Annotated in this window: 1 protein-coding gene; it reads left to right on the top strand. The window is 62.2% G+C overall.

The window, feature by feature from the left end; translation table 11 throughout:
* Positions 1-16 precede the first annotated feature (16 nt).
* Positions 17-222: porin (locus C9427_RS33675; protein ID WP_208636467.1), on the top strand; the 206-nt coding region annotated here is incomplete at its 3' end.

Genomic DNA, 222 nt, shown 5'->3' with positions numbered 1-222 from the left:
GACTGGAGGTCAGAAAATGAACATCAAGAGCCTTCTTCTCGGCTCAGCTGCGGCCCTGATCGCAGTTTCCGGTGCGCGCGCCGCCGACGCCGTCGTCGTCGCCGAGCCGGAACCCGCCGAATACGTCAAGATCTGCGACGTCTACGGTGCTGGCTACTTCTACATCCCCGGAACCGAAACCTGCCTGCGCATCGGCGGCTATGTCCGTTACGACATCGGCGT

This window comes from Mesorhizobium helmanticense (genome assembly GCF_003034915.1).
Classification (GTDB): domain Bacteria; phylum Pseudomonadota; class Alphaproteobacteria; order Rhizobiales; family Rhizobiaceae; genus Mesorhizobium; species Mesorhizobium helmanticense.
The sequence above is the reverse complement of the archived record's forward strand: the minus strand, read 5'-3'. Positions and strand labels throughout refer to the sequence as shown.